Origin of the sequence: Thermogemmatispora onikobensis, assembly GCF_001748285.1 — a bacterium.
GTDB lineage: Bacteria > Chloroflexota > Ktedonobacteria > Ktedonobacterales > Ktedonobacteraceae > Thermogemmatispora > Thermogemmatispora onikobensis.
In genome coordinates this window covers 81,529-106,977 of record NZ_BDGT01000014.1, presented here as the reverse complement: position 1 = coordinate 106,977, position 25,449 = coordinate 81,529, and the positions used below count along the sequence as shown (strand labels likewise).

Here is a 25,449-nt window from a genome sequence, read left to right as displayed (position 1 = left end):
CTCTCGCTCACCTGCCCTTGCGAAGCCGGGAGATCACACAGGACCAGCGCACGGTCTGGCAGCTAGCGGATTGCGCATCAGGTCCTTTCCTTCTTTCCTTCCTTCCTTCCTTCCTTCCAGTCTTCGCTCCTCCTTTCTGGCTCCGCCCGCCTACCTATCAGCCAACTACGGTCATGGCTCTGGTGCGGCTCGTCTCAGGTCGCAGCTCCAGGCGAGGCGCTTTTTCACCAGGACCAGGGCACCGGCTTCCCTCCGCTCTGCCTGTCCGTTAGATCAGCCAGCCCTCCTCTGCTTGCTGTGTACACTGAGCGTCACCAATCAGCAGGGGAAGCCAGCTTCGTTCATCGCTTACGTGCTCGTTCGAGTGCCGAGCTGATTAGCACCTTTGCACTGAGCCAGGCTCCGCTCGCCTGCAGAAGATGGAGAGCCAGACAGGACAGATGCTTATCTGCCCAGTCCATGTGCCTTCATGCATTCAGTCAGTGAGGGCCAGATCAGACCAGGCCAGACAAGATAAGGTGGGCAGGGCAGGGCCAACCAGCCAGCGCCCACCTCACCACATGCGGCGGCTCCCTGGCTTACATGACGCTCCAGACGCCACAGATCTCGCAGTAGGCTATTCCAATCTCGCCGAAAGCCTTGCTGCGTGTTTCCCAGCGGTCATAGACGACAGCCAGGGAACCACAGTTCCAGCAGCGAGCGCGGCCACCAGCCTTGCTTTCGCTTTCCAGACGGCGCAGCAGCTGGCTGCGCGCCTCTTCGGCGCCGGTATAACTGGGATTATAGGCCAGATGCAAGAGGTTGCCCAGCGGCAGGGTAATCTCGTGAGATGGGGCCGGTGGTGACGGTTGCTGGAAGGTTGCCACTGGGCCAGGGACGCTGGCCGCCGCCGCTACTGTCGGTCGGCGGAAGTGCTCACGAGCCGTACGACGGCCCCCTTCCGGAGGCAGAGCCGGAAGATATTCGGGGCCTTGCCGTTCATTTGTTGGAGGACGTTCACCATTGGCCACCGGTGGGGTCACCGGACCTGCGGGTGTGGCGAGTGCTTCACTGGGTGGGAACGGCAGAGAGAGCGCCTCTCCCGACTGCGCGGGCGCTTGCACTCCCTGACGAGGAGGCGCCGCCGAGGCCTGCTCACCATCCAGCGGTACAATGGGAGCCTGCTCCGTTGTCAGTGGCTCGGCTGCAACCTCCTCCCCTTGCTCCGCCACATGGTTATGGTTGTCGTTCTCCGGTTGCTCTGGTGGATTCGCGCGTCTGCGCCTCGTTACTGGCATAGGGGCAGCTCCCTCAATAGAAGTTCTTTTCTCCTGGATGATACATGCACCTGCATTATATCACAGCCCTTTCAGTACCCTCAAGCAGATCGATGGTCTGCCCGCCCCTCACGTTGCCAGGCGACCAGCACGCTCCGCTTCCTTCCTTGTGCTCGCTCGGCTCAGCCTCTACCTCTTGAAGAAGTCAGCATTGATTCTGATGAAATGGCGCCACTCGTCAGGCACCGCCGACTCTTCAAAGATGGCATTGACCGGACATGCCGGCTCACAGGCGCCGCAGTCGATGCACTCATCGGGATTGATGTAGAGCTGCTCGCTCTCCTCAAACCCTTCTTCGTTCGGCGTTGGATGAATGCAATCTACCGGGCAGACATCAACACAAGAAGCATCCTTCACGCCAATGCACGGCTGAGTGATCACGTAGGGCATCCAACATTCCGGCGCATCAACCCCTGCCTACGCCATAGCACGTTCGGCCTGTAAGCAGAAAGGGGGAACAGCGCCGCCTCCTTTTCCTCTGAGATGAGCTTGATGCGCGCCGGGGCCTGCGCGTTTTCCTCGCAACAAGAAGGTTCGACAGTCAGCAAGCGATCAGGCCCCGCCTGTCTTCTCGATCTCGCTCGCGGTCAGCGCCCCCCTGAGCTTCTTCGTCCATTCAGAGAGCGCGGGCGCCTCGTTGCTTTGCTGACTCTCTCTGGTAATGGAACCGCCCGGTGCGGGTTCGGCGCCGCCACAAGTCTGACATTTCGGTCGTTGCTGTGAGCCTATCCGTAAGACTGCCGGTGTGCCGATGGCGATGGCTGTGCCCGATGGACAGGCTCTGATTGTAGCCTAGTTCAGTATAGAAGGTTGGCAAGTCGATGTCAATTCCAGATCACTGCTTTTCCGCGCCTTCGCCTCTCTTCGCGGTACGAGTCTGGCCCTCTCTCACAGCTGCCTCACAGCGCTTTTCTTGTTCAATGGTGCGCTCTGGTTGCCTGTCCTTCAGGCAAGGGTGCTGGTCGACGATGGAGGGGAGCGCTCGCCCACACTGCTCCACAGGCCAGCGGTCACGACCAATATACAAGGGCATGCCAAGGCCGGGGGACGACTCACGTCTTGCCAAAAGGGCTGTGATCCTTTAGAGTATTGACATGAGTCAGCTTAAGGATCAGCTTGAAGACAGTTCAGCCCCGCGGCACGCGGAACGGCCTGCGCTGCTCTTGCTTGCCCCTGGAGACTGGCAGGATTATGCGCTGCTGGATAGCGGGACCGGCGCCCGCCTGGAACGCCTTGGTCCCTATTGTTTTGTGCGTCCCGAGCCACAGGCCCTCTGGCAGCCCGCTTTGCCGCGCGCACTCTGGGAGAAGGCCGATGCGATTTTTGTGAGCGGTTCTTCACCGTCGGAAGATCAGGAGCAGCGTGGGCGCTGGCAGTTCCGCCGTCCGCTGGAGCCGCGCTGGATGGTGCGCTATAAAGATCTGAGCTTCTGGGCCGCTCCGACGCCCTTCCGTCATCTGGGGGTCTTTCCTGAGCAGGCCAGCCATTGGAACTGGCTGGCAGACCTGGTGCGCGCTGTGGCCCCTCGGCGCCCGGTACGGGTGCTGAATCTTTTTGGCTATACGGGTCTGGCTTCTCTGGCCGCCGCCAGCGTTGGAGCCAGCGTGACCCATGTCGATGCGTCGAAGAAGATTCTGGAATGGGCCCGTGCCAATCAGGCCCTCTCTGGCTTGAGCTCTCGCCCGATTCGGTGGATTGTGGATGATGCTTTGAAGTTCGTTCAGCGCGAGGTGCGCCGCGGCTCGCGCTACGATGGGGTGATTATCGATCCGCCGAAGTTCGGTCGTGGCCCACGCGGCGAGGTCTGGAAACTGCAGGAGTCGCTTCCAACGCTGCTGGCAACCTGCCGCTCTCTGCTGAGTGATGAGCCGCTCTTTGTGGTGCTGACGACGTATGCGATCCGCGCCTCGGCCCTTAGCCTGTACTACGCTCTGGAGGAGATGATGCGTGGCTATGGTGGCACGATTACGACCGGCGAGATGGTGCTGGTGGAGGAGAGTGCCCAACGCTTGTTGTCAACGGCCATCTTCGCTCGCTGGAGCTACGACCCACAGCGACCGTAAGTGACGCTCTGCCTGGGTGGCAGAGAAGTTGCTCCCCGGCGTGGCTTCTCCGCTCGCTTGACAGCGAGCCTTCTACAGACTATACTTTTGTTGCTTTTCCGATCCGGTGTATGGTCGCTCGTTGTTTGAGGTTGAAAGGAGGCCCCTGGTGATGAAGAGACAAGACGCTCTTTGGCCTGATCAGGCGCAGGCGTTTCATCCCACGGTGGCCAGCCCGGCTCTCTCTCCCTTCAGACGGCCAATGCCGTTCGCTTTCTCTGCTGCCTGCTGCCCACCTCATCGTTGAACCTGTTCAGCGTCTGCTCTTCTCTTTCTCTCCCACTCTCGGAGAACAACGCTTTCGCTAGCGGTCTGCAGATGCAAGGCTTGCCTTTGTCCCGGCTCAGCCTGGCCCCCAAGGCCAGCGTCGAGAAGCAGGGCTTTTTTTGTCTTTCATGATCATCTACTACCTTTCAATGGGAAAGGAGCTTCCACGATGCCTTTCACCGGGTTATCCCCCGCCGATCCGCAGTATGTGCGCGACCTGGGCGATGGCCTGCGACTGCGCTGGTCGCGCGCCGAGGATGCTGAGGAACTGGCGCGTCTGGAGTGCGAGGTCTTTTTGAATAGGCCGACAGAACCTCTTCATCAGCCACTGGCCTGGCATGTGCGTGAGTTGCTTAGCGACAGTCACCCACTGATGGGCAGCGGCGATTTTGCGCTGGTAGAGGACACGCGAGGCGGTGGGCATCGCGTGGTGGCTTGCGCCTGTCTTTGGCGCCAGTTCTGGGATTACGAGGACGTCCGCTTGCTGGTGGGGCGTCCTGAGCTGGTGGTATCTGATCCTGACTATCGCCACCGCGGCTTGATTCGCGCGCTTTTTGGGCTGCTCCACGCACGCTGTGAGGCAGAGGGTGCCCTAGTACAGGCAATTACGGGTATTCCCTACTTTTATCGTCAGTTCGGCTATGAGTATGCGCTGGAGCTGGATGGTTATCTGACCTTGCCAGTGGCACTGATTCCATCTGCGCCCGCGGATGGTCGGGAGCCGGTGCGACTGCGCGATGCGACTCTGGAAGATCTGCCGGCCATTATGGCGCTCTACGAGGCTCACCGGCAGCGGGGTGAGCTGGTGGTGTCGACGCCGATCGGTGAGGAGTGGTGGCGCTACCAATTGACGCACTGGCAGAGCTGCCGCACGGGTGAGCACTGGCATGTTCAGGTGATGGACAGTGAGCGTGGGGACTTTCTCGGCTTTCTGGTGATGCCGACCATGCGCTGGCGCTCGGCAGTGCCGGTGATGCACTGCTTTGAGGTGGTGCCTGGGGTCGATCTGTTCTGGCTGTTGCCCCCTGTGCTGCGGGCCATTCTGGCCAGAGGCCGGCAGATGCCGGTACGCAGGGAGCCTGCTGAGATTGATCACTTGTGCCTCTACCTGTCCACTGAGCACCCGATCCGTGCGGCACTGCTGCGCCTGCCCAATCGCTATGGCGAGCCACTGGCGGTGAGGAGCAGCCGCCCTTATGCCTGGTATGTGCGTGTTCCCGATGTGGCGGCTTTGCTGCGTCGGGTGGCCCCAGTGCTGGAGCGTCGGCTGGCCCGTTCGCCGCTGGCCGGCTACAGCGGCAGACTGCGGCTGCATTTTTATGGCCGTGAGCTGCTGCTGCATTTTCAAAGGGGCAGCCTGGAGACGGTGCAGCAGGTGGAACAGGCTTACGACCATGAGCAGGCCGAGGCAGCCTTTCCGCCGCTGGTCTTTTTGCAGCTGCTCTTTGGCTACCGGAGCCTGGAGGAGCTGAGCTACGCCTTCCCGGATATCGAGGTTCAACCGACAGCGGAGCTGCTGCTGCAGACGCTTTTTCCTAAGCGGCCTTCGTGGACGCTTCCGCTCGGCTAGCAAGGCAGCCAGGGGGCAAGCAGCGGCGTGTGGGCCAGTAGAGGGACTGGCCGCCGCATGTTCCCCCCGGCTGGTTGCCTGGATGGTTAAGCGACTTCGAGCACGCCCTGAGTGGTCTGTTCGACCAGGAGGCGAATGACCTGGTCGATGGCTCCAGTCTGGCGATAGATGGCGATCTGGCGATCGGCGCCGGTCCCGCGGGGATCGGCTAACAGGGCGCGCAGGTAGGCCATTTCTCGCTGACTGCCTAGCTCTTCGGCTACGTCGGCGACGAAATCAAGAAGCTCTCCAATGGCCTCGCGCATGCTCAGGCGACGATGGTTGACGAAGTCGAGATAGGTGGCGTCGAGGCCGTCGCGCATGGCCAACCATTTGTTTTCTTCGATGTAGAGGCGCGGCAGGACAAGGGTGGTGACCCCTTGCTGGTGGAGCAGGCAGAGCTTGGCAATGAGGGCCTGGCAGAGGGCCGCCAGGGCAATGGTATCTTCGAGGGTGGCAGGCATGTCGCAGATGCGGAATTCCAGGGTGTCGAAGAAGGGATGGAGGCGAAGATCCCACCAGATGCGCTTGCCATTGTCGATGGCTCCCACTGCGATGAGGTCGTCGACGTAGCGTTCAAAGTGGGTCAGACTGGGCAGGACCTCGGGCAGGCCGCTGCGGTTGCAGCGTTTCCAGACGACGGAGCGATAGGACTTGATGCCAGTCATCCTGCCAGCCCAGAAGGGTGAGTTGGCGGAGAGGGCTAGGAGATGAGGGAGCCAGAGGCGAGCCTGGTTCATGACGGCAATGGCCACTTCGCGGTCGGGAATGCCGACATGGATGTGCAGGCCAAAGATGAGGAGCGAGCGGCCTACGTCCTGCTCCTCCTCTTCCAGTTCAGCGTAGCGCTCGCGTTCGGTACGCTGCTGATCCTGCCAGCGGGCCGTGGGATGGGTGCCGGCGCTCACGGGGACCAGGTCTTCTGCGGCCAGCATTTCGATAAGGCGCCGGCGCAGCCCATAGAGTTCTTGTCGAACAGCGGCGATATCGGCACAGACTGGGCTGATGATCTCGACCGTTGAGGCGTGCATTTCAGGCTTGATCTGCTCGCCAAAGAGGGTTTGACCTTTCTCCAGGACGCGCTCGATGGCACTGCACAGTTGCCCACTGCAACGCTCAACAAGCTGAAATTCTTCCTCTACGCCAAGGGTGGGATGGTACAGGGCTAAACGACCTTTCATACATGATCCTTTGCTCTTCAAAGCGACAGGTCCGGCAGAGGTGGCTCCATCGACACGCAACGCCTTCAAGACGATCCTTCTGAATTATACTCTATTTTCCGCCCAGGATGCGATGCGCGGCCTCTTGTCTTTGCGACAAGACAGGAGGCTCCAGCGCTCAATCATCCGCTCTGTGTCTGGGCAGAGCTGGAGGCTTTTTTTGGATGGTTCACCCGCCGGAGTCGGAGGGAGCTGGCCTAAGTTCAGAAACGAGCTGGCTCAATATAGAGTTGTGAGCAGGCGATTTCGCTCCCCTCTTCTTCCACGTAGAGGCCGATAGCGCCGTTGACAGGGGCGGACGGGAGAGAGTCGCGCAGTGGGGTAGCTGACAGTCCCTGCCCATTGATGAAGAAGCGGAAGAGGGGGCCGTGAGCATCGACCTCCAGGGTATTGACGGCTCCTGGCCCGATCAGCAAGCTGGGCGCCGGCCCCTCGGCCAGGGTCGTCCAGCGTCCGCTGTAGCGCCAGACGGCATATGACCCACCGCCCCAGCTGGCGACGGCAAAAACATAGTAGCGTTGCTGCTCGCTGCTGGCGCGGAAGACTACCCCATAGTAGTCGGAGTCGTCGTGAGAGCCGCGTACTTGACGTACGTTGACGGTCAGGTGAAAATCGAGGAAGCGATGGTGGGCGTAGAGGGCGAGAGCGCTGGCCCGCGAGGTGGTATTGAGGAGATGATACTCGCCATCGGCAAAGAAGGCGCTAGAGCTATGCGGCCAATCGCTGGCGCCGGTCAGCAGTTGATCGACGGGGACAGTGGGCGTCAGAGTGGGCTGAGCGAAATCGGGGGCTGAGAGGCTGGCACTGGCGCTGTTGCCCGGTCTGGTATGGGTGGCATGCAGGGCGTAGGCCAGCGAGCTGGAGCAAAGCAGGAGCAGCAGAAGCAAAGCCAGCAAGAGGGCTTTCCCTTTGCCGCTGAAGCTGGCGGGAATGGGTAGCGCTTCCAGGCGCCGGACCAGTGGGAAGGGAACCCAGGCCGGTAGGAGCAGGCCGTGGACGCTCAGGCGAAGGCGGGCAGGCGTCTCTGGGCCGGCAATGGCCTGCTGGAAGGCTTCGCACAAGAGGCGGGCGGTGGCGAAGCGCTCCTCCGGGAATTTGGCCAGGGCCTTGCGCAGCACATAGTCGACCTGGGGCGGGATGCGTGGGTCAAGTTCGCAGAGAGCCGGCGGTGGCTCGTGGACGTGGAGCAGAGCGAGGGCGATGGGCGAATCGGCCTGGAACGGAGGACGCCCGGCGAGTAGATAGAAGAGGGTGGCGCCCAGGGCATAGATGTCAGTGCGGTGATCAACCGGCCCATTGAGGGCTTGCTCTGGGGCCAGATAATCCGGCGTGCCCATCGGGATCGGAGTGGGAGCAGCGGCTGCCTGCTCACTGGCTGGAGACTGCTCAAGCTGGCCCTCGTCCGTCAGTTCGTCCCGCAGCAGGCGGGCGAGGCCGAAGTCGGAGAGGAAGGCTTGCCCCTGCTCATTCAGCAGAATGTTGGCGGGCTTGACGTCGCAATGGATGTAGCCACGCTGATGAGCGTAGTCCAGGGCGGAAGCGATCTGCTCCAGATAATTGGCGGCCTGCTCTAAGGAGAGGGGGCCGCGGCGGCGTACGTAGTGGGCCAGGGTCCCGCCGGCCATGTAGGGCATGACCAGATAAGCCAGGCCAGCCTCCTCACCCCAAGCGTAGATGGGCACGATGTGCGGGTGCTGTAAGCGGCTGGCCGCCTGGGCTTCTTGCAGGAAACGACGCAGAAATTCGGCCCGGGCTGCTCTTGTCAGATGGGCGCGAGGGAGAAAGACCTTCAGGGCCACGGGCGCGGAGGAGGCTGCTGGTTCACTGCTACGGGCCAGATACACAGCGCTGCTACCACCGTAGCCAAGCAGCTTTTCAAGCACATAGCCTCCAAGGGTCTTCCCGAGCAGTTCCTGACCCCTGCTATGCAACACTTCGCGGCTCCTCTTCCTTTTGCCTCTGTCTCATCGGCGCGACGGCGGCAGTGCCGTCAGCGCGAGGCGGATGGGTTTATTCTCGATTTTTGGCCTGTCTGTCTCGGTTCTGGCTGGCCTGGACAGCGAAGAAGCAGCAACCCTGTCCGCGGGCGGCAACGAGGGCGCTCAGACCGGGTGCGGCGTGGCCTGGCGTGGCCTGGACTTCTTGAGATGCTGTGAGCAGGCAAGCAGTCCAGTCCAGTCCAGGCCGCAGGCTGCTTCGTGCGAGTCGGCACACACCTAGAGGCAGAAGGCGCCGTCGCGCATGATCAGGCGTCCATCGACCTCGATGGTGCAGGTCGTCGGCACGACATCGACATGAATGCGGGCATCCCAGTCAGCCCCAGTATACTCTGGATAGGGATTGCCAAAGGCTATGTGCAAGCCAGGAATCTTCTCATCCTGGAGCAGGTTGCCGACCGGCTGCTTGAGGCTGATCAGGGTACCGATGGCAAATTCGCCCACGCGGTTCCCGTTAGGGACCGAGAAGAGATAATCGCGCAGCTCCTTGGCAACGGTGGCGTCCTCGCTCGTCACCTCGGTAGCATGGCCATTTTTGATGGTGATGCGCACAGGATGCTTCAGGACGCCATACCTGGCAGAGAAGAAGTCGCCAAGGACGTCACAGACCACGACGCCGTTGACATCAGCAGGAGCAGTAAAGACCTCGCCTTCGGGGAGGTTGCCCCATTGCCCTTGCTCGTGATAGCGTCCGTGGCAGGGAATCCACTTCCAGTGCTTATGAAAGGTCGCGGTCAGGTCGCTGCCTTTGATGGAGGTCACATGAATGCGCTCGGCCTGGCGCACGATCTCATAGACCTTGTTGGTGATCTCGTAGACCTGGTCATAGTCGGCGCACATGCCCTCGGCCATCAGCTGCTCATCGATGCCTGGCATGTGGCCATGCCGGACGCGCAGCTCCTGGGTCAAAAAGGGCAGCAGCGGAATACGGAAACCGATCTCGCCCGGGCGGGTCGTGGCAATGTAGAAGGTAACGGTAGGATGAAACTGCTGCAGATCCCGACGCAGGCTCTCGGGAAAGGCTGTCAGGGGCCGCTTGCCGTAGTGCTCCAGAAAGTGCACGCTGACGGCGGCATGGCGATCAAGAGCCGCTGCAGCCACCCGGCGGGCGATGGCTCCCCGTTCGTAGTCGGTCAAGATAAAGAGCCGGTCAGTGGCTGTTACCCCCATGCAGTTGAGCGCATTCTCAGCCCCACGCTGCACTCGCGCCTCGAACTCAGGGTTGCTCTGGATGTTCGTGATCGCTTGCTGGCTCATGATTCTGCGTTCCTGCCTTCTTCCTTCACTAATCTCACGACACTCTTCTTGCTCTCTACTTTAGAGAGAACGCAGGGAAGCCCTCCGATTTTCTTACCCATCTCCTTCTCCTCCCCTCCTGATCTCATCTTCCCCGGTCAGGCCGCTCTGGAGAGAGAGACGCCGCCGCTCCCGTGAGAGTAACGCCTCTGGGAAACGACGGTGAGGGCGCGCTCTCCGCTTTCAGTATAGCGAGAAGGTGAGAACTACCGATCCAGAGCCTTGCTATACTCCATACAGGAAGACAGAGCCTGCTTGTTTTGAGGTGAGGCAAAGGGTAGCCGGAGAGAAGCGGTGACAGGTGGGCAGTGAACGAGAAGGAGCAGATCAGTGAGTGAAGATTTTCGCATTACCGACGTGGTGAGCTATCTCACGCGACTAGGGTTGCGCGTTGCCAGCGTGGACGAGCGCCAGGGAGTGGCAGAGTTAGTGTTTCACGACGAGCTGGGTCAGTGGCAACTGCTGCTCATCCTGCAGGCTGGTTCGCCGCTGGGGCGGAGGCTGCTCTTCATTGTTCCCCATCTCAGTATTCTGCCGCAACGGCAGCGCCTGAGTTGCCTGGAGGCCCTGATGAGCCTGAACTACACACTGCCGCTGGGGCGCTTTGGTCTGGATCTGGAGGACGACGAGGTACGTTTTTGTGCCAGCGTCTATCTGGGCCAGCAGAGGCTATCGTTGCCAGCTTTCCGTCATCATCTCGAAGCGGTCATACAGACAATCGTCATCTATCACAGCCTGCTGCCGCGCATCATCTATGGACACTGCACGGCGCGAGCTGCGCTCACAGCCTGCGAGCAGGCCTTTTTAGAGAGTTACGAAGGTGAGCGGCTTTCCTGGCAGGAGGGACCCAGCAGTCGACAAGAGTTGGCGGAAGACGAGATGGAGCTTGACGCTTCGTCTTCCGAGCTGGATGCCGCCGAGGTGCTGGCGGAGATCAGGCGCATGCTGCAGGAGGGCCGGAGCCGGGAGCGCGATGATGATCCCGACTGAGTGTTCTTGGCGCGCTCTACGACTGGCTGGCGGGCGGGCGCGCAGACGCGGTGATGAGCCGGGGTGCGGGCCGGGCCGCCACGCCAGGGCCTTGCTCCTCGTTCGCCTGATCAGCGGCCTCTTCTATCCTCAGTCAGAAGGTTTGCTTACTCTTATTCGAATAATGGCCATTGAGCCGGGAGCGCGTGGGAGGATAAGGCGGCTCATCCTCATCGTCTTCGAGGGGGACCTCGGGCGCCATCTCCTCTAGCTGATTGAGCTGAGTGGGGTCCAGCTTGATCAAGCGATCTGCCGTCTCTGTACCTGTGCCCGAGCGGCGGACGGTGTTGAGGCGTTTTCCGATCTCCAGGGCAGCCCAGGCAAGAATGAGGGCAGCAACAATAAAGCCAATATAGCCCAGAACGGTCTCATCCATTTGGCCATCTCTTGCGGCGCCTCCCTGCCCCGAACAGACCTCGTTCATGGGGGCGGAGAGAGAGGCACCGCCTCCTTCCCACGTGATTACTGTGCTGCCAGCGTCGACTCTCCCCCACCAAGGGAGGGTAGCGGCACCAGGAGTCACTGGTTGTAGTCTACCCAGGGCTGCCCTGGCACGTCAAGCCAGGGCAGGCCGTCCCGGCTAGCCTCTCCGTTGGGGAAGCAAGGATGGACGGCGTGGCCCTGACGCCGCCGGCCCGCTCAGACGGTTGTGATGGAGCCGTCGGCATTGACGCGAATCATGATCTGCGGGAGCGGGGTCGTGGCCGGGCCCTGGACAACGCTCCCCTTCTTGGCTGGATCAAAGATGGCGCCATGCGCCGGGCAGACGAGCAAATGGGTCGCCGGATCATAGTTGACGGCCACCCCTTCGTGAGTACAGCTCCGCGAGTAGGCCGCAAAGGAGCCGCCTGGCAGGTGAACGAGCAGGCCCTGCTTGCCATCGGCGGGATTGGTGAAGGCCTGGGCGGAATTGAGAGCCAGGGCCGTGGTACCAATGACCTTGCCGTTCTGCCTGGTGCCGTTTGTGGTCTGGCCGCCGGTCTGTTGCTGGCTGCCGGTGGCGCCAGAGGAGGTGGCGGCCATGTTGCTGCCCTGACTGGAATGGAAGAGGCCGCTCAGCAGCGACTGGGCCGCCGAGGTCTTGAGGGCCAGGCCCAGGCCAGCCGCGGCCAGGCCACCGCCAGCCAGGAGGGCCACCACCTGACGCCGTCGTCGCTTGCGTCCACGTCGCGTACTCATGGGGATTTCCGCCGCAAACGGCGCTTCTTGTTGCAGCAGGCGAGAGCGCGCTTGCTGCTCTCGACGCTGCTCTCGTGGAGCAGGCAAGACGACCGGAGCAGCTTCGGGGCTGCCAGCTGTGGGGGCGACTCTGGCCGGGGCCGACGAAGCCGGAGCAGATGCCTGCTGAGCCGCGCCGGCGCGCCTGGAAGCGTAGTCTTCGGGCCGCCCGGACCACCAGGCGAAGCTGTCAAGATCGGCATTGTTGCCGCTAGGGACAGGCATGGGCGGAGCCGGGGGCATGGGGGGTACGGCCTGCGGCAGGGTGCCGGGCAACGAGACCATCTCACGCCTGGCGCCGTTCGCCGCTGGCACTCCCACGGCAGGCGCCTCCCTCGTCAGAGGCAGGGGCTGGTCTTGCCAGGCGCCTCCGCCGACCAGGGGGCCGGTCGTTGGTAGCTCTCCGCTGCGCTTGATGCTCGGCAGGCGCCCGGTGACAATGGGGGGCCGCAGCTGCCAGTGGTTGCCGGAGCTGGTAAGCTCATCTTCTTCTGCGAGCTGGGCCTGGAGCTGGCCGATGCTGGCAGCGACAGGAGCGGCGGCGGCAAAGCTGCGCTCCCGCCGCAGGGCCCGCGCATAGGCAGTGACAAAGGCTCCCGCTGAGGGGAAGCGGCGCGACGGATCACGGGCCAGCGCCTGCGAGAGGACTTCATCGATCTCCGGCGGCAGAGTCGGACAGAGGTTGCGCAGGGCCGGTACCGGCTGCTTGACATGCTGCAGAGCGATCTCCAGCGAATCGCTGCCGGTGAAGGGCGGTTTGCCGCTGAGCAGCTCATATAAGATGATCCCCAAGGCATAGATATCGGCGCGCGCATCAACCTGCTGCTGACCGAGGACAACCTCCGGGGCCAGATATTCCGGGGACCCGAGGAAGGTTCCGGCCAGATTAAGCAGATGGAGATAGGGATGCTCGACACGCCGCACGCCGCGCAGCTGCAAGAGATCAACCAGGCCGAAGCCCGCTACGATCACATGGTGCTCGTCACCCTGGAGCACGATGTTGGCCGGCTTCAAGGCCCGGTGCACGATGCCCCGCGCGTGAGCATAGTCTAGCCCGGCTGCCACCTGCTGGAGGACCTCCAGGGCGTACGAGGGAGCACAGCGCCCATCGCGCTTGAGGACGTGCGCCAGCGAGCCGTCAGTGACATAGGGCGAAATCAAGTACGGATAGCCAAGCTGCTCGCCAAAGTCGTAAATCGGCAGAATATGCGGATGGTCCAGCTCAAGGAGGGCCGTCGCAACCTGGGTAAAGCGTCTGATGAAGCGGTTACGCGCCCGTACCGAGAAGTCCTCCGGGATAATGATCGCGGTGACGGCCACTGGCACACCGCTGACGGAGTGCCGGGCCAGATAGACAGCGCTGACACGACCTTTGCTCAGCAGTTGCTCAACACGGTACCCTCCCACCATCTGCCCCACCAGCAGATCTTCTTGCTGCGTCTCGTACATAGCATCTCCGTTCTCCGAAACTGTACCCATCGCTGGCTGGACGGGTCAGAGACAGTGCCCGGTACCTGTCGAGCGAGGGGCTGGCTGGCACCCCACCCGCTACAGTGCGCAGGCTACGGGGTCGCCCGCTCCTCCCCACAGGCAGCTCCTGATAGTCAGTTCCTGCAGACACTGCTCGCTCGCCTGGACGGCGTCACGGACCTGCCGCGCTCGGCTCGCCGTACGCCTACCACGGCACGCAGCGCCTGCTCGCTGTGCTTCGATAAGGCGTGTTCACGGCTTCGACGTAATGAGATTACAAAGTATATCAGGGCGAGTCAATCTGTTACGCCTATTGTAGGACTTGTGGGTTATTCCCGCAGGATGATCATCACCAGCCCTTGCCGCTGACCCGGCAGGCCGCGAGAGGCGGGCAGCCGGGGCATGGTCAGGCTGACTCGCCCGTAGACGGCTGAAGAGGACCAAAGGCCGGCTCGATGCTCCCTCTCTCACTAACCACAGGGCAGACAGACCGCTGCCGCCAGACCTCTACAAGTAGAGGCGGGCGGCCAGGGGGAGCACGCAGAAACCTGACCGCCCGCGAGAGCGAAGTGAGAGAGAGTGCGAGTCGGGAGGCAGCGGGGGACCGCCTCCCGGCTGAGGAAAAGGGGAGGTCGCTTCAATCGCAAAACTGGAACTTACGTTCTAGTTTCAGGATACCATAGAAGGAGCGAAAAGTCAAGGGGGTATGGGGGTTCTTCCTGGCTGCTGGCTCAAGCTCCGTTCCCGCTCGCTGGCCGGAGAGGGTGAGCCGCAAAGATGGGGACCGGGCTGGGCCAGAGGGCAGAGAGATGGTACAATGGGCAGAGAAGACGCTGCTCCCTCTGCCTCCGCCGCCGGGGCGATGATCCGGCAGGTGGGACAAGGCGGGTCGCTGAGCATGTTTCCTGCGGGAGCGTTGAATCTGGAGAGAAAGCGAAGTGCCTCGACTATGGCAGATGTACGACCTTTCCGTGGCATACGCTATGCGCCTGAAGCGGTGAGCGATGTGGGACAGGTACTTTGTCCGCCCTTTGATGTGATCTCGCCCGAGGCGCAGGAGCGCTATTATGCGCGCCATCCCTATAATATGATTCGTCTGGAGCTGGGGCGTGAGTTTCCCGAGGATACAACTCTGAACAATCGCTATACGCGCGCGGCGCGCACCTTTGCCGAGTGGCGCAAGGAGGGGGTGCTGCGTCAGGACGCGGCCCCCGGCTATTATCTGTATCAGCAGCGTTTCAGCTATGGAGGGCAAAGCTATACGCGCACGGGTTTGGTGGCGCGCGTGCGTCTGGAGCCGTGGAGTGCGCGGGTGGTGCTGCCCCATGAGCTGACGCTGAGCAAGCCCAAGGATGACCGGCTGCAGTTGATGCGGGCCTGCGCCGCTAACTTTAGCCCGATCATGGCCTGGTACGAGGACCCCCAGGCTCGCCTGCGTCGCCTGCTTCAGCCCTATGCTGAGCGCGCTGAGGTCCAGGCGCGCGATGAGCTGGCCGATGAGCATCGCCTGCAGCCGATTACGGACCCGGAGCAGGTGGCGCTGATCCAGGACTTTTTCAGTCAGCGGCAGCTCTTTATTGCCGATGGGCACCATCGCTATGAGACAGCGCTGAGCTATCGCGAGGAGATTCGCGAGCTGCATCGCGGTCTGGACCCAGAGGATGGGGCCAATTTTGTGATGATGGTGTTGATCGATGTGGATGATCCCGGCTTGCTGGTGCTGCCTGCGCATCGCTTGCTGGCGGGCCTCTCGGCTGAGCAGCTACAGTGTTTGACCCCGGAGCGTCTGGGACGCTATTTCCAGGTTGAGCGCCTGGAAGGCGAGATGGGGCGCGGGGCAGCGCTGTTGAGACGTCTGGCGGAAGCGGGCCAGACGGCGCCTTCCTTTGCGCTGCTGACGCCGGAAGGGAGCTGGCTGCTGCGTCTGACAGAGGAGGGGCAAGCCCGGATGGCTGAGAGCGGGCGTGATCCGTCCTGGAACGCGCTCGATGTGGCCATCGCTCATCGACTGCTGCTGGAGGAGGTGCTTGGACTGAGCGCTGAGGATGTGAAGGCGGGACGCTATTTGCGCTATACTCATGAGACGGAGGAGGCACTGGCTGCGCTGCCGCGTGGCGAGGCTCAGGTGGTGCTGCTGCTCAATGGGACGCCGGTGCGTCAGATCTGCGAGGTGGCCCGCGCTGATGAGCGCATGCCTCAGAAGTCGACCTATCTTTATCCAAAGCTGGCCAGTGGGCTGGTGATCAACCCGCTCTGGTAGGGCGGGCGGGCGGGCGGATTCCTGGCTGACAGACTGGCTTGTTGCTACTCTTGCTGCTGGGTGTGGTCTCTCATGCTCAGCTGTGCTGGTCTGGGGGCCGCCTGGTCCCGTCTGTTTGACTGGTCTGGCTCTGGGTCCTCGCTCCGCCTGGCTTGCTGTTGATCAGTCAGGATCGGAGGCGGGTAACTCAGGGCTGCTGGTGGCGCACATGTGCGCTGGAGAGGAGCGAAGACGACTATGACGACGACGCTGATCGCTGCTGCACAGCTTGAGTCGAGTCCTTCGGCGGAGGAGAATCTGGCGAAGGCGCGTTCGGCCATCGCGCTGGCGGCCCAGCGGGGGGCACGCCTGGTGATTCTGCCGGAGATCTTTCTGGCCTATCTTTCGCACGAGGAGTTTACGGCTCCCCATGCTCGCCGGGTGGCGCAGTCTCTGGAGGGTCCCTTTGTAGGGGGCCTGCGCGAGGCGGCGCGCGCCGCTCAGGTCTGGGTGGTGGCGGGTATGATCGAGACGGCGAGTGAGACGGAGGAGAAGACCTACAATACGACGGTGGTGATCGATGAGCGGGGGGAGCTGCTGCGCGCTTATCATAAGACGCATATGTTCGATGCCTATGGCTATCGCGAGTCGGACGTCTTTGTGAGCGGCGATCGCCTCTTTGAGCCGCTGGCGACACCGTTCGGGCGCATGGGGCTGTTTGTTTGCTACGAGCTACGCTTTCCGGAGGTGGCGCGCTATCAGGCGGCGCGCGGGGTCGATTTCTTTGTGGTGCCGTCGGGCTGGGTGAACGGCCATTTGAAAGAGGTGCATTGGCGCCATCTGGTGGTGGCGCGGGCAATTGAGAATACGGCCTACGTCTTTACCTGCGATCAGGCGGGGCATCAGTTCCTGGGTCGCTCGCTGCACGTTGATCCGCTGGGGGTGGTGCTGGCCGAGGGCAGCGAGGGCGAGCAGCTGGTCTTTGGTGAGCTGGACCTGCAGCGCCTGGAGCAGGCGCGGGCGAAGGTGCCGTCGCTGCAGCACCGACGCCCGGATCTCTACAACAGCTAGCTCGCGCGCTCGGCTGTCTTCTCTCTCTCCTCCGCTCTGGCGGCCCGCGCCTCTGCTCCAGGCAGAGAAGCGAGGTGAGGCGGGCCAGGCCGAGTCGGCTGAGTTTAGCGCGGCGGGAAGAGGTCGCTTGGCAGCGGTTGCAGTTCGTTGGTGTCAAGCGTCTCCAGGAGCATGCGGAAAGGCCCCTGGCGGATCGAGAGGCTGAGGAAGGCGCGGACAAAGGGCTGCTCTGTGAGGGGGAGGTTCGAGGCCGGGTGGAGGGCCGCGGCCACGGCCTGGATGAGGGCCACTTCCTGCCGCCGTCCGGCGAAGGCGAAGAGCTGACCCTGACGGCGCAGGCGGGTCTCGTAGAGCAGGCGCCACTGCTCGTCGATCAGTTCCTGCAGGGCCTGCTCTACAACAGTCTCCAGGGCCTGACGTTGATCGGTGGGAGTCTGCTGCTGGTCTGGCTTGTGGCTGCGACCGCGTCCACGCGCGCTGGTCGGGGGGACGCGAGGGAATTCGATAGTGCCCCAGTAGCGAGCCATAAAGGGCTGGATGCGCTCCAGCGGCTCGTACATCCAGGAGGAAAATTCGGGCAGTTGAAATAGTTCGTCGCCTTTTTGGACGAGAGGCAGCAGCTCGGGCGTGAAGGGCTGCGGCTCCAGGGCGGTGGCCACGGGCTGGCTCAGGTGCTGCTGCATCTCGGCGGAGAGCAGGGGGCGCCAGATGGCGTAAGCGATGGGCAGCTTGTGGCGCCCACGGCGGTTGAGGGCGGCGGCTTCGTTGATGAGGGCCAGGCAGTAGGCCGGCGGGACGCCGAAGGTGGTGAAGCCCTGGTCACCCATTTCGCGGACCAGGCGCTGCCAGCGTTCGATGGCCATTTCGTCCGTGCTGTAGCAATCTTTGATGCCCCACTGGTCTTGACAGAGCAGGTTGATCCCTTTGACGGTCTCTTCGGAGTGCTTCCAGGCGAGCATAATGATCTGGGAGCCGCTGCCATCGATGAAGCTGACGCGCGCTTCGTAGAGCGGGTAGGCGGGGCGAGCGGCCTCGGCCAGGGCCTGGGCTTCGGTGCCGGGGGCGGCCTGCATGGTGAGGCGCCCGAGGGCGGCGCGGGCATGCTGTTTGAGCAGGCGGTTCGAGCTGCTGGCAAGCAGGTGGTTGAGGGCAGGGATGGCCTGGGGAGCGGCCAGGCTGCCGAGCTGTTCGAGGGCGTCGATGGTGGCCATGACGACCCGCGTCGACTGGTTTTCAAGTAGGGGCAGGAGGAGATGGACGGCGCGCGGGTCGTGGCTGCGCCCAAGCCAGTCGACGAAGCCGAGGCGCCGCTCTAGCGGCATGCTGAGGACGTCTTCCAGGACGGCTTCGACTCCTAGCTCGCTCTTACCGACCAGCTCCAGAAGGCGGCTCTGCATCTGGAGCATGGCGGCCTCGGGATCGTTGAGGTATTCGACCAGGCCCTCCTCAGCCAGCTCGGAGTTGAGTTCTCTGAGGACGGGCGCCAGGGTGAGCTTGGCGATGTCGCTGACGGTCGGGTCGGTGACAAAGTCTTCGAGCACTTCACGGTCGTCTTCGGTAGCCAGGTGTGAGAGGATATAGACCGCGGTGGAGTGGGCCGCCGGGTCGCGGCGACGGAGCAGGTCCAGCACTTTCTCGCGCGCTCCTGCTGCCCATTCTTCGTCAAGCCGCTCCAGGTAGGTGTCCATCTGGAGGGGGTCGATAGTGTCGCGGTGACACATGGCGTCGAGGACTTCGTCAATGCTCGGCGATGGCGATTCTTTGCGCTTCTTTGGCATGCCTCTCCCTCTTTTCTCTGCGCTGTCCTCCACTACGGTCGAGGGGATGGGACGACGCTTCTCCTCTTCGCTCTGAATTGGTCTGTGCTTCCTTCTGGCCCGTTGCTGTTGCTGGATGACTAACTGTTGGGCTGGTGCTGGCTCTCCCTGGCGTTCGCTCGTCCGCTCGCCTGGGGCCGCCGCTGCCATCCAGAGGCCGGCGGTCTGCAGAGGCAGTACGGCCCGGCTCAGGGCGTCACCGCTCGTGCGGTGGGGGAGTTATTGGCCTCTCTCCTTTTAGGTTTGCCCTCCTATCGTGAGGATTGTACCACGTCAGGGGGCGCACGTCGATAGCAGGTCGGGCAGGAGCGGGAGAAGGAGGTTTCTCCAGAGTGGGCCGCCTCAGAAAAGACTCTCGTTTTGATAGAGGCGGCGCGGCAGGATGAGGGCCGAGGCAGGCGGTGGGTCCAGCTCGTTGAGGGCCTCGCTGAGGAGGGCCAGGCTGATGAGAAAGTCGTCATGGCCGTCGCTGGGGTGAACGTACATGTCGAGGCCGCTTTCGCCGAGGAGACGATAGCGGGCCTGGCGTAGCTGCTGCCAGCATTCGCCGGCGATGGCTGCCGGAGCGCTGGCGGGATGGTAGAGCTTGAGGCGTCCGCTATTGATGGCGGCCAGGAACTGGTAGGTGAGGCGTGATTTGCTGGGACGGGTAAAGGTGAAGGGAAGGAGGCGCTCGTCGCCGAGGCGGCTGCGCAGGAGGGCCGCCAGGCCGGCGCCAAGACCGGTGGCGTCGATGATGAGGCGGCGCAGGCGCCAGCGCTCAGCCAGGGCCAGGGTGGCGCTGTACTGCTCTAGATAGGGGCGGCCTGTCCACCATTGCTGGTGGACGACGCGCAGGCCGGGCAGTCCTAGCTCGTTCTGGCTGAGGGCGGCGATGGTGAGGACGGTGCTGTCACGACGGCGTCGTGGAGGGAGTGCGGTGGACTGGCCGAGAAGGGCTAGCTGCTCTTCAGGTCGCTGCTCTTCGCCACCGATGTCGATGGCGCCAACGTAGTGCGCTTCTTCTTGCGGCTCTTCTTGCCAGGGGTGGTCTCCTTGGAGGAGGCTGCGCTGGAGAGGGGTGAGGAGGTAGCCGGCGCCGCTGATGGGCTGGAGCAGGTACTGGGTCTGGATGGCGGGATGGCTGGCGCCCAGGCGCTGGATTTCGCTTTCGACGAAGCGCCGGTAGGCAGGGTTGATGGCTGCCAGGGCCTGCCAGTCGTATTCAAAGTGGGTTCGCCGCCCTTCGTGCTGCTCGCGCTCCAGGTTGAGGGCGCGCTGCCGGGCCAGCAGGGTGTCGTCGCTCCAGGCGGTGCCGTAAAGAACGGTGGTGGCGTTGGTGGTGGCGGCCATCGGGCGAAAGTCGCGGTCGAATTTGTCGGGACTGACGTCCTGGGCTTCGTCGATTTCGAGCAGGAGGCTGGCGGTGGCACCGACGACGTTGCTCTCAGGGGCGGCGGAGAGAAAGAGGATGCGCGGCCCGCTGTGGCGACGGACGAGCTGCGGATCAGCTTCGGGCGCCAGGCCAAGCAGGTGGTCGCCGCTGCGCCAGAGGCGCTCGGCCAGGGCAGAGGATTGGAGCAGGGTGAGCAGACGCAGGCGACTGGTGAGGAGCTGGGGCTTGAAGGTGGGGGCGGCTTTGACAATGGTGCCTTCGGGAACGCTGGCTAAGAGATAGGCTTCAAGGACGGCGGAGAGCTGGTTTTTGCCCATCTGGCGCGCCAGCATGACGCTGAAGATGTCTCCGCGTCCGTGGCGGATGGAGTCGAGGATGGCGGCAGCGATCTCACTCTGGTAGGGATAGAGCGGGCGCGCCAGAATGCTGCTGGCAAAGTGGTCGATGTCGCTCTCCGGCGGCAGGGGTGGCTCAGGCGTAGAGCAATCAGGCATGGCTGGCAGAGCTGAGGCTGGGGCTGGAGTTAGCTGGGAGCTGGTGTGACTGATCGGGGCGAGCGCCAGGCAAGTTGACCACCAGGTGGGCCGGTCTGCGCTTGCGAGGCACATGAGCGGGCCAGGCGTGCTCTGTCTCTCGCTGCTTGCGTTGCGGTCTCTGGGCGTCGCTGTCGTGCGGCCCCGGATAAGGGCAGAACTATTGCGATCGCCGCGATCGGGGGGAGGCGACTGCTCGGCGCGTGGCCAGAAAGGAGCAGAGAGCCTGGCCCGCTCAGCACGAGTGGAGGAGCCTGGAAGGACCGGCCAGCACAGCGAGCTGGCTCGTGTTCGCTGCTAGCGACCGGTCCTTATAAGGAAGTATAGCATGCTGGCCTGGGGGCTGGCAAGAGCCTGGCGGTGTAACATTGCGTCAGGCTTTTTTGAAGAGAATGATGTGAGCGAGCAGGAGTCTGCTTCTGTCTGCTTCCCGACAGGAAGGTGAGCGAGACGGCTCCTGCGCAGGTTGTAGCAGGAAAGGATCTGTAGAACGGATGAAGCGTGAGCCAGCGCGGAGCAGGTTCTCAACGGTGCCGCCCGCTTCTTTGCCGGAGGAGGCGGCCAGAGTCGAGCTGGAGAGGTTTTTGATCGAGCACAGCGAGACGCTGCTCCAGAACCTGCGATTCTATGTTGTGCGCCTGGGCCTGGCCCCCGCTGGGGAGGCTCATGCCGTCGCGCTGGAGGTCTTGCAGGAGGTGGCTGTTGAGGCGCTGGCCCATGCCGCGCGCTTTGAGCCGGGTCGCCAGCCGCTGGCCTGGTTGCTTGGGATCGGGTTCAATGTGATCCGACGGCAGAAGGCCGAGCAGGCGCGCCGCAGCCAGCGCGAGCTGTCGCCCGGGCACCTGGCCAGTGCGCTCGCCCTGGAGAAGGCCCCCAGCGAGCTGGAGATCTTCGATCAGTTGCAGGCGCCAACCAGCGGACCGGAAGAGGAGGTTGAGGCCGAGCAGGAGGCGGCAGCTTTGCTGGCGCTGGTTGGCGAGGAGGATCGCGAGGTCTTGCGCCTGGCGGTGGTCGAGGGCTGCGAGCGCGAGCTGTTGGCGCGCCATCTGGGGATTAGCCCGGGAGCGGCGCGGGTGCGGCTCCATCGGGCGCTCCAGCGCCTGCGGCGAGCCTTCCAGCAACGGGCGGCCGCCAATCCGGGTGCCCCTGATTAGCTGCCAGGTGGGTGTCCCATTTGCGTACGGCCAGCATGAACCGCGTAGTGCCGCAGTGAAAGGAGACTGCTGGTCAAGAGCGGTATTTCCTGACTGATAGCAGGAAATCAAGTCAGAGAGTTGCCTAAGAGCAGAGCAGAGAAGGGATCGATCAAGAATGGAGCAAGAGAAGCATTTATCGGAGCATGCGCTGCCCCAGGGGGAGCGACGGGCGCGTTTCTTGCGGCGTTATCTGGAGGCCCTGGAGGGCGGCGATGAGCAGAGACTGGCGCTGTTGCTGCAGGAGGCCAGGGCGGACGCTGGTCTGGAGGAGCTGCTGCTAGAGACCAACGCCGCCCTGGCGGCTGAGGATGGGCTGACGGTGACCGCCCCCGAGGGTGAGGAGGCTCGCCGCCAGCTTGAGAAGGTCGCTGAACAGAGGCGGCCAGAGGTCCAGCGGGCGTCGCAGGCCGCCGAGGGGGCCCTGCTGGGGACGAGCGGCCCACGGGTGCGCCCGGTGCAGGTGCCGCAGGGGCGTCGTGTACCGGTGCGCCAGGTGCTGCTCCGCTCGTGGATGGTCATCGCAGCGGTGGTGCTGCTGGTGGTCTTGTTTGTGATCAGCAGCGGTACGGGCCTGGCGGCGACTCTCCTCTCGTTCTTCAGTGTGCAGCGCTTCCAGCCGGTGACGGTCAGTCAGCAGGCGATCCAGACGTCGCAGCTTCCGCAGTTGCGCGACCTGGGTGAGATTCAGGTGTCGTCGGGGCTGCTGCACCAGCAGCGCAATCTGACGCGCGCCCAGGCTGAGCGGCTGGCTGGCTTCACGATGAAGCTGCCGACCACTCTGCCCGCCTCTTTCAGTGGGCGGCAGCCGGTCTTTGATGTGCTGGAGGGCGGGCAGGCGACCTTTACGTTCCGGGCGGCCAGCGCTCGCGCCTATCTGGCGCGGGTCGGTCATGCGAATATCGCTGTCCCGGCCCAGTTGGACGGGGCGACGTTTGTGATCCATGTCTCGCGCGTCGTTGAGGCGCATTATGTGAGCAGCGGTGGCAAGGTGCTGGTGATCGTGCAGACGCCATCGCCGACCATCGAGGCGACCGGCAAGGCTTCGCTGGAGGATCTGCGCGCTTTCTTGCTCTCGCTGCCGGGGCTGCCCCCGTCGCTGGTGCAGCAGCTACGCCAGATCGATCTGAGCAGCGGGACCGTGCCCATCCCTGTGCTGGCGAGTATGTCTTCCCAGACGGTGACGGTTCAGGGTCAATCGGGCCTTTTGCTGACCAGTAACCAGCTTGAGTCGTCCAATAAGATGACGGATCTGCCGGTCGGGGAGGCCGTGCTCTGGCAGGCCCAGGGGCGCGTCTATCTGTTGGGTGAGAGCAGTCACGATCGGTCTGAGCTGCTGACGGTGGCCAATAGCCTGCAGTAGGTCAGGGTAGGCCAGGCCAGGCTGGCCTCAGCGCCTGGTTGCAGCAGGCCGGCGGGTCGACTCCGTGAGCCTTATCAGCTCGGCCCGCCTTTCCACCTGCTGTCACCAGCTCGCTGGCGCTGGCAGCCGCTCAGGATTGGACGCTCGCCGCGCTGCGCGCTCCGGCGTCATACAAGGTAGCGCCTGGACCGGCAGAAGCCGTCAGGAGGACTCATCAAGAGCGCGGGTCTGATGGCTTCTGGCCGATCCATTGCTGTTTGCCTTCTGGCTGGCTAAGCCAGGCAAGGTAACGGCAGGAGACCTGGTCAGGCCAGGTCTTCTTTTGTCCGCTGCTCTCTGCTCTCAGCCAGGGAATGGGAGACGGCTGATCGCGCTGGCTGGCTACCTGTGATCTGTCTGGATGTGATCCCATCCATCCAGGCGCTGGTGACCTAATCTGAGGAAGAGGAGCGAGGAGCGTTCATGAGTGGTGAGCTAGAGGGACGCGAGCCGGCGATCGAGGTTGAGGGGCTGACGAAGCTCTATCACCGGTTGCTGGCGGTCGATCATCTCAGCTTTGTGACGTATCGCGGCGAGGCTTTTGGCTTTTTGGGACCGAATGGGGCGGGCAAGAGTACGGTGGTTAAGATCTTGACGGGCCTGGTGCAGCCGACCGAAGGCACGGTTCGCCTGCTGGGGCGCCCGCTGGGCGACCGTGAGGTGCGGCGCCGCATCGGCTACCTGCCCGAGCTGCCAACTTTCCACCGCTGGCTGACGGCGGAGGAGTTCTTGCGCTTTCATGGCGCGCTCTATGGGATGGGCGGCTCGCTCTTACGGGCACGGATCGAGGAGGTGCTGGCCCTGGTTGGCCTGGCGGGCCGCGAGCGTCAGCGCCTGGGCACGTTCTCGAAGGGGATGCTGCAGCGCATTGGCCTGGCGCAGGCGCTGCTGAATCGCCCGGAGCTGCTGATTATCGATGAGTTGTCGACGGGCCTCGATCCGGTCGGTCAGCACGATTTGCGCAGCTTGCTGCTCGATCTGAAGCAGGCGGGGACGAGCATTTTTATTAACTCTCATCAGTTGCCCGATGTTGAGGCTCTCTGCGATCGGGTGGCCATTATTAATCTGGGACGGATTTTGAAGATCGGGGCCCCCGAGGAGCTGTTTGATGAGCCGCTGCTGGTGGAGCTGCGCGCGGAGCCGCTGAGCGAGGCCTTGCTGCAAGAGCTGGCCAGGCTGGCGCTGGCGGTGGAGCGCGATCAGTATGACCCCTGTCGCGTGTTGCTGCGCCTGCGCAGTGAGGAGCAGGCCGCCGAGGTGGCGGAGGCGGTCCATGCCTGCGGGGCGCGCCTCTATCGCCTGGCCCCGCATCGGCGCTCGCTGGAGCAGGTCTTTCTGCGCACCATCGAGCTGTCACGCAGCCTGCAATAGGTCCGCTGAGGAGGTGCTGCTGAGTTATGGGCTGGTTGGTCATCGCTCGCTTTACGATCAAGGAGATTGTGCGCCGCCGTATCTTTGCCGCGGTGGTCGTGCTGACGGTGTTGTTGCTGGGCCTCTTTACTCTCTTGCTCAATGCCCTGGTCGATAATCTGACGCGGGCCCAGCCTGAGAATCTCGATCTGCTGCTGCTGGGAATCGGGGCGCTGATGACGGTGCTGGCAAGCTGGTCGGTCTATTTGCAGTCGAGTTTGATGACGCTGCTGCTGACGGCGGGGATGCTCTCGGGGGAGATCGAGGCGGGAACGCTGTCGGTGATTGTGCCGAAGCCGTTGCATCGGGTGGAGATCGTCTTTGGGAAGTGGCTGGCCTATGCGCTGGTTTTGGCAGTCTATACAGCGGTGCTGGAGTTGGGCTTTCTGGGGGTGATCTACTGGAAGACCGGCTATTGGCCCGATGGGGTGGTTCAGGCCCTGGGGCTGCTGGAACTGGGGATGTTGAGCCTGTTGGCCCTGCTGACGGTGGGCAGCGCCAGTCTGCCAACGTTGGCGAACGGGGCGATCGCAGCCTTGCTCTTTCTGGCGACGCCGATCGCCAGCTTTGCCCAGGTGGTGACGCAGATTACGGGCGAGAGTACGACGGTGGAGCGCATTAGGACGGTCTTTGAGCTGCTGATGCCCGCCGATGCGCTCTGGCATGCGGCTTCTGCGGCCCTGCTGCCGCCGGTGGCTCAGGATTTGATCGGGATTCGCCAGGCTCAGACTCTGCCGATCATCGGGGCGGAGGCGCTGACGCCGGCGATGGCGCTCTGGGTGGTCCTCTATATCGTGGTGCTGCCGCTGCTGGGGATGCTGCGCTTCGCCCATCGCGATCTGTAAGTAGGAATGAGCGAGGAGACGGCAGGTGGTGCACAGGGCG

The 25,449-nt window shown here is 63.1% G+C and carries 18 protein-coding genes; 9 read left to right on the top strand and 9 right to left on the bottom strand.

Annotated features, from left to right (window positions below; genetic code table 11):
- Window positions 1–578: 578 nt before the first annotated feature.
- The gene (locus BGC09_RS08585; protein ID WP_069803471.1) at window positions 579–1,277 is read right to left on the bottom strand and encodes a hypothetical protein; all 699 of its coding nucleotides are present in this window, start codon (window positions 1,275–1,277) and stop codon (window positions 579–581) included.
- A gap of 168 nt (window positions 1,278–1,445) precedes the next feature.
- Window positions 1,446–1,706, bottom strand: a complete 261-nt coding sequence (locus tag BGC09_RS08580) for a 4Fe-4S dicluster domain-containing protein (RefSeq protein ID WP_069803470.1) — start codon at window positions 1,704–1,706, stop codon at window positions 1,446–1,448.
- 704 nt (window positions 1,707–2,410) lie between these two features.
- On the opposite strand from BGC09_RS08580, the gene BGC09_RS08575 reads away from it, so the two are divergent.
- Together BGC09_RS08575 and BGC09_RS08570 are read left to right on the top strand one after the other, a co-directional pair.
- Window positions 2,411–3,379 carry a class I SAM-dependent methyltransferase gene (locus tag BGC09_RS08575; protein WP_069803469.1) on the top strand — a complete coding sequence of 323 codons (969 nt, stop codon included), beginning with the start codon at window positions 2,411–2,413 and terminating at the stop codon, window positions 3,377–3,379.
- Window positions 3,380–3,854: 475 nt separating this feature from the next.
- A complete protein-coding gene (locus BGC09_RS08570) occupies window positions 3,855–5,255 on the top strand; it encodes a GNAT family N-acetyltransferase (RefSeq protein WP_069803468.1) in 1,401 nt (466 codons plus the stop codon).
- An 86-nt stretch (window positions 5,256–5,341) separates the two neighbouring features.
- On the opposite strand, the gene BGC09_RS08565 is transcribed toward BGC09_RS08570, so the two are convergent.
- The 3 genes from BGC09_RS08565 to BGC09_RS08555 form a co-directional block, all read right to left on the bottom strand.
- Window positions 5,342–6,475 carry a carboxylate-amine ligase gene (locus BGC09_RS08565; protein WP_069803467.1) on the bottom strand — a complete coding sequence of 378 codons (1,134 nt, stop codon included), beginning with the start codon at window positions 6,473–6,475 and terminating at the stop codon, window positions 5,342–5,344.
- A 242-nt stretch (window positions 6,476–6,717) separates the two neighbouring features.
- On the bottom strand, window positions 6,718–8,448 hold the full coding sequence (locus BGC09_RS08560) for a serine/threonine-protein kinase (RefSeq protein WP_069803466.1): 1,731 nt from the start codon (window positions 8,446–8,448) through the stop codon (window positions 6,718–6,720).
- 282 nt (window positions 8,449–8,730) lie between these two features.
- Window positions 8,731–9,768 carry an aminopeptidase gene (locus tag BGC09_RS08555; RefSeq protein ID WP_069803465.1) on the bottom strand — a complete coding sequence of 346 codons (1,038 nt, stop codon included), beginning with the start codon at window positions 9,766–9,768 and terminating at the stop codon, window positions 8,731–8,733.
- Window positions 9,769–10,137: 369 nt separating this feature from the next.
- Between BGC09_RS08555 and BGC09_RS08550 the strand changes: the two genes are divergently transcribed.
- The gene (locus tag BGC09_RS08550; RefSeq protein ID WP_069803464.1) at window positions 10,138–10,797 is read left to right on the top strand and encodes a YbjN domain-containing protein; all 660 of its coding nucleotides are present in this window, start codon (window positions 10,138–10,140) and stop codon (window positions 10,795–10,797) included.
- Between the two features lie 133 nt (window positions 10,798–10,930).
- On the opposite strand, the gene BGC09_RS08545 is transcribed toward BGC09_RS08550, so the two are convergent.
- Window positions 10,931–11,212: a hypothetical protein gene (locus tag BGC09_RS08545; RefSeq protein ID WP_141727698.1), complete on the bottom strand. Its 282-nt coding sequence runs from the start codon at window positions 11,210–11,212 to the stop codon at window positions 10,931–10,933.
- Window positions 11,213–11,475: 263 nt separating this feature from the next.
- Window positions 11,476–13,503 carry a protein kinase domain-containing protein gene (locus BGC09_RS08540; RefSeq protein ID WP_069803462.1) on the bottom strand — a complete coding sequence of 676 codons (2,028 nt, stop codon included), beginning with the start codon at window positions 13,501–13,503 and terminating at the stop codon, window positions 11,476–11,478.
- Between the two features lie 970 nt (window positions 13,504–14,473).
- Between BGC09_RS08540 and BGC09_RS08535 the strand changes: the two genes are divergently transcribed.
- Window positions 14,474–15,784, top strand: a complete 1,311-nt coding sequence (locus tag BGC09_RS08535; protein WP_069803480.1) for a DUF1015 domain-containing protein — start codon at window positions 14,474–14,476, stop codon at window positions 15,782–15,784.
- 237 nt (window positions 15,785–16,021) lie between these two features.
- Complete coding sequence (locus BGC09_RS08530; RefSeq protein WP_069803461.1) at window positions 16,022–16,834, top strand: carbon-nitrogen hydrolase family protein; 813 nt, start codon at window positions 16,022–16,024, stop codon at window positions 16,832–16,834.
- A gap of 104 nt (window positions 16,835–16,938) precedes the next feature.
- Here BGC09_RS08530 and BGC09_RS08525 read toward each other — a convergent pair whose 3' ends face one another.
- Complete coding sequence (locus tag BGC09_RS08525) at window positions 16,939–18,612, bottom strand: HEAT repeat domain-containing protein (RefSeq protein ID WP_069803460.1); 1,674 nt, start codon at window positions 18,610–18,612, stop codon at window positions 16,939–16,941.
- Between the two features lie 381 nt (window positions 18,613–18,993).
- Window positions 18,994–20,520 (bottom strand): phage terminase large subunit family protein, encoded by a 1,527-nt coding sequence (locus BGC09_RS08520; protein WP_141727697.1) that lies wholly within the window; start codon window positions 20,518–20,520, stop codon window positions 18,994–18,996.
- Window positions 20,521–21,053: 533 nt separating this feature from the next.
- Between BGC09_RS08520 and BGC09_RS08515 the strand changes: the two genes are divergently transcribed.
- The 4 genes from BGC09_RS08515 to BGC09_RS08500 all read left to right on the top strand — a co-directional run bounded on the left by BGC09_RS08515 (window position 21,054) and on the right by BGC09_RS08500 (window position 25,409).
- Window positions 21,054–21,713, top strand: coding sequence for an RNA polymerase sigma factor (locus BGC09_RS08515; RefSeq protein WP_069803458.1), 660 nt, complete (start codon window positions 21,054–21,056; stop codon window positions 21,711–21,713).
- Between the two features lie 157 nt (window positions 21,714–21,870).
- On the top strand, window positions 21,871–23,115 hold the full coding sequence (locus tag BGC09_RS08510) for a hypothetical protein (protein ID WP_069803457.1): 1,245 nt from the start codon (window positions 21,871–21,873) through the stop codon (window positions 23,113–23,115).
- A 462-nt stretch (window positions 23,116–23,577) separates the two neighbouring features.
- Window positions 23,578–24,525: an ABC transporter ATP-binding protein gene (locus BGC09_RS08505; protein WP_069803456.1), complete on the top strand. Its 948-nt coding sequence runs from the start codon at window positions 23,578–23,580 to the stop codon at window positions 24,523–24,525.
- A 26-nt stretch (window positions 24,526–24,551) separates the two neighbouring features.
- Window positions 24,552–25,409, top strand: a complete 858-nt coding sequence (locus tag BGC09_RS08500; protein ID WP_069803455.1) for an ABC transporter permease — start codon at window positions 24,552–24,554, stop codon at window positions 25,407–25,409.
- Window positions 25,410–25,449: the final 40 nt, after the last annotated feature.